General features: G+C 75.1%; 5 protein-coding genes. 2 read left to right on the top strand and 3 right to left on the bottom strand.

Going from position 1 to position 3,806, the window contains the following annotated elements:
* Nucleotides 1-357 precede the first annotated feature (357 nt).
* Nucleotides 358-1,107: a class I SAM-dependent methyltransferase gene (locus O4J56_RS31870; protein ID WP_270690954.1), complete on the bottom strand. Its 750-nt coding sequence runs from the start codon at nt 1,105-1,107 to the stop codon at nt 358-360.
* Between the two features lie 86 nt (nt 1,108-1,193).
* Nucleotides 1,194-1,664 carry a GNAT family N-acetyltransferase gene (locus O4J56_RS31865; RefSeq protein ID WP_270690953.1) on the bottom strand — a complete coding sequence of 157 codons (471 nt, stop codon included), beginning with the start codon at nt 1,662-1,664 and terminating at the stop codon, nt 1,194-1,196.
* Nucleotides 1,665-1,810: 146 nt separating this feature from the next.
* Between O4J56_RS31865 and O4J56_RS31860 the strand changes: the two genes are divergently transcribed.
* Entirely contained in the window at nt 1,811-2,449 is a 639-nt protein-coding gene (locus O4J56_RS31860) for a LysE family translocator (protein ID WP_270690952.1), read from the top strand.
* 10 nt (nt 2,450-2,459) lie between these two features.
* Here O4J56_RS31860 and O4J56_RS31855 read toward each other — a convergent pair whose 3' ends face one another.
* On the bottom strand, nt 2,460-2,876 hold the full coding sequence (locus tag O4J56_RS31855; RefSeq protein WP_270690951.1) for a MerR family transcriptional regulator: 417 nt from the start codon (nt 2,874-2,876) through the stop codon (nt 2,460-2,462).
* A gap of 74 nt (nt 2,877-2,950) precedes the next feature.
* On the opposite strand from O4J56_RS31855, the gene O4J56_RS31850 reads away from it, so the two are divergent.
* Nucleotides 2,951-3,742, top strand: coding sequence for a methyltransferase domain-containing protein (locus O4J56_RS31850; protein WP_270690950.1), 792 nt, complete (start codon nt 2,951-2,953; stop codon nt 3,740-3,742).
* Nucleotides 3,743-3,806 lie beyond the last annotated feature (64 nt).

Here is a 3,806-nt window from a genome sequence, read left to right as displayed (position 1 = left end):
ATCACCCCCGACCCGGCGCCCGGCCCGTAGTTGCACTCACCACTTGACACCGCCGGCGGTTTTGGCAGCACTTCCGTCGAGATCATCGCCGAAGGGGGCGGGCGAGGGGGCGCGGGGCGGATCGGGTGGTGAAATCGACGCCTGATCCGCCAAAAAGCGTCGATTCCACGACGCGGGATGCCTGAACCCCTCTCTCGTCGCCCGGTATGTCCGGTATGTGCCGCTCGGGTGGCCACGTACCTCCGCCATCGCGCCCCCGGACCACCGGACGCCGCGATCGCGTTCAACACCGACCCGGAGGACTGCTACCGCGCCGCCGCGCGCCGGATCGGCTGACACCGGCCCGGCCGTTCGGAGTCACGTCCGGCCGTTGGTCCCGACGTGCGGGCGCCGCGCCACGAACACGAGCTCGCGGCCCGGGCGGTCGGGCGCGTCGCGGATGTCCTCGACCGTGAACCCCTGGGCGAGCAGGTCGGCCACGACCTCCTGCCGCTCGCGGAAGCGCAGTGTCGAATCCGAGGTCAGAACCCGGCCGTCCAAGGCGAACGCGTAGGTCGTGCGGAACTCCACCAGCGGCAGGGCGACGCGGGTGACCTCGATCCAGGTCTCGACGACACCGATCCCCGCGACGTCCGCGACGCCGTGCGTACGCCCGCGCGTCCAGCCCTCCCATGCGCGGAAGGCCGGGTCCCGTGTCTCGAACACGAGGCGCCCTCCGGGGGCCAGCGCCTCGTACACCCGCTGCAGGGTCTCCCTCCAGGCCTGGGGATCCACGATGGCCTGGGCGGCGTTCCCCGTCATCGTCGCCAGGTCGGCGCCCACCGCCGGGAGCGCGGACGCGTCGCCGTGGATCCACCGCACGCGGTCGCTCCCCGCCTTTGCACGGGCCACGTCGATGGACGCCCTGGCGGGGTCGAGGCCGACGACCCCGATCCCGCGGTCGGCGAGGAGGAGCGCGAACACCCCGGTCCCGCAGCCGAGGTCCAGCACACGGCGCGCGCCGAACTCCTCCGCCGCCCCGAGGTAGGCGTCCAGGTCTTTACGGTCGCCTTCGACGGCATCGTAGACCGCCGCCAACCGCGGATCGCCGAAGCACTCGTCGGCCATGGGGCGGAGGATACGCACGGCGCCTCCGGCACCGGAACCGTTTTTCGGGCGGATCGGTCCCGGATGGCCGAAGAGGGCGGCTCCTGTCAGTCGGCCGGCGGGGGGAGGGACTTCTTGAAGCCCACGTGGGTCGGCTCGTAGTCCAGGCGCTCGTAGAAGCGGTGGGCGTCCTCCCGGGTGCGGTCGGAGGTGAGCTGGACCAGCGCGCACCCCCGTTCGCGGGCCTGGGACTCGGCCCACTCCATCATCCGGGCGCCGATGCCCCTGCCCCGCAGGTCGGTCCGCACGCGCACCGCCTCGACCAGGGCGCGGGTGGCGCCGCGCCGCGACAGGTAGGGGATGAACGTGATCTGCAGCGTCCCCACGATCCGCCCGCCGGTCTCGGCGACGGCGAGGAGCTGGTGGGGGTCGGCGTCGATCTCCTGGAACGCCTTCAGGTAGGGCGTCAGGTCCCCGGCGGTCTCCCGGCCCCGGCCGATCACATCGTCGGTCAGCATCCCGACGATCTCTGCCACGTCCTCGGCCTGCGCCCGCCTCATCCGCAACGGCTCCGACATGCCTCTCCCCCGCTCGTCCTCGCCCGGTCTGGGCCCCGTGAACGGCGTGAAGCCTACCCCTGCCCGGACGGGGCCCAGCGGCGGGCCCGCCCCGGCGCCGGGAAAAGGGATGGAGCCGTCGTACCCCGCCGTGCTCGAATGGCAGGATGACCGACCCCCACCTGCTCGCGGCGTTCGCCGTCGCCTCCGTGCTGATCATCCTCGCCCCCGGCCCCAGTGTGCTCTTCGTCGTCGGCCGGGCCCTGGCGCACGGGCGCCGCGTGGCCCTGGCCAGCGCGGTGGGCAACGCGATCGGCGCCTACGCGCTGGTCGCGGCCGTCGCCTTCGGCCTCGGCCCGCTCGTGGAGCGCTCCGCCGTGCTGTTCACCGTGCTCAAGCTGGCGGGCGCGGCCTACCTCGTCCACCTGGGCGTCAAGGCCTGGCGCGAGCGCGGGGCCCTGCAGGCCGAGGCCGCCGGAGGCGAGCCCCGGGGCGGCCTGCCGCGCCTGCTGTGGGAGGGCTTCGCCGTCGGCGCGGCCAACCCGAAGACCCTGGTGTTCTTCGCCGCGGTGCTCCCGCAGTTCGTCGACCGCGCCCAGGGCCACGTGGCGCTGCAGATGCTCCTGCTCGGCCTGGTCTTCAGCGCCATCGCGGTGGTCTGCGACAGCGGCTGGGCCCTGGGCGCCTCCACCGCGCGGTCCTGGTTCGCCCGCTCGCCCCGCCGCCTGTCGGCGATCGGCGGAGCGGGCGGGCTGACCATGATCGGCCTGGGCGTCACCGTCGCCGTGACGGGGCGCAAGGACTGAGAAGGGGGCCTCAGGGCCGTAGGCCCCCCGCCGACTCGGACACGACCCGGCGGAAGTGCGGGCAGGTGACCACGTCGTCGTGCTCGCAGGCCAGGGCGCACTCCAGCAGCTCGGCCGCCTGGCTGAGCACGGCGATCCGCTCCCGCAGCTCGCTCAGCCCCTCGGCGAGCACCCGCTGCCGCTCCCCGCCGCCGCGCGCCCCCAGCACGGCGCGCATCCGGTCGAGCCCGAGCCCGGCCTCCTTGCCGCGCAGGATCATCGCGATCCGCACCAGGTCCTCCTCACCGAACACGCGGCGCCCCGCCGCGTCCCGCCCCGGGGTCAGCAGGCCCTCGTCCTCCCAGTGGCGCAGCACGTGCGGCCGCAGCCCGAAGCGCGCCGCCGCGTCCCCGATCGGCAGCTCCCGGCCGCCCTCGTTTGACTTCATGTCGCCATTAACCCGCACGCTCGGGCCTTCGGAGAAGACCGGCGGGCGCCGCCCGCCCGGATCGAGGAGGACCCGTGACCGAGACCGACCGGATGACCGGCCCCGCCGCCCGCGACGCCGATGAGACGGAGGGCCTGATCGCCGCCCTGGACGCCTTCGACACCGTCCCCCGGGCCGCCGCCCTGCGCGAGCGGTCCCACACCCTGCTCGCCCCGCCGCCCGGGGGCACCGTGGTCGACGCGGGGTGCGGCGCCGGGCGCGCGGTGGCCGAACTGGCCGGGCTCGGCGCCGTGCCGGTGGGCATCGACGCCGACCCCCGCATGGTCGCGGCCGCCCGGGACCGGGTGCCCGGCGCCGACGTGCGGGTCGGCGACGCCGCCCTGCTCCCACTGGCCGACTCCTCCGCGGCCGGGTACCGGGCCGAGAAGGTGCTGCACGCGCTGCCCGACCCGGCCCGCGCGGTGGCCGAGGCCCACCGGGTCCTGGCCCCGGGGGGAAGGGCCGTCTTGCTCGGCCAGGACTGGGACGGCTACCTCATCGACGCCGACGACGCGGACCTGACCCGGCGCATCACCGCCGCCGCGGCGCAGGGCGTGCCCTCCCCGGACAGCGCCCGGCGGTTCCCTTCGCTGCTGCGGGACGCGGGCTTCACCGACGTCCGGGTCGAGGCGCACGTGCTGCTGCTGACCGACCCGGTGTTCCTGCCGGTCGTCGCCGGGGCCGCCCACGGCGCGCACGCCGCCGGGGCGGTGAGCGCCGAGGAGGCCGACGGGTGGGTCGCCGACCAGCGGAACCGGGCCCAGGAGGGGAGGTTCTCCGCCGCGATGTGCTTCTTCCTGGCGGTGGGGGTACGGCCGGGCGACTGAGGAGCCGCGCGGACAGGCGGGTGCGCTCGGCGTTGATCTCGGGAGAAACGACGCTTCCGGGCCG

This window comes from Nocardiopsis endophytica (genome assembly GCF_027706725.1).
GTDB lineage: Bacteria > Actinomycetota > Actinomycetes > Streptosporangiales > Streptosporangiaceae > Nocardiopsis_A > Nocardiopsis_A endophytica.
This window is presented reverse-complemented; position numbering and strand designations above follow the sequence as displayed.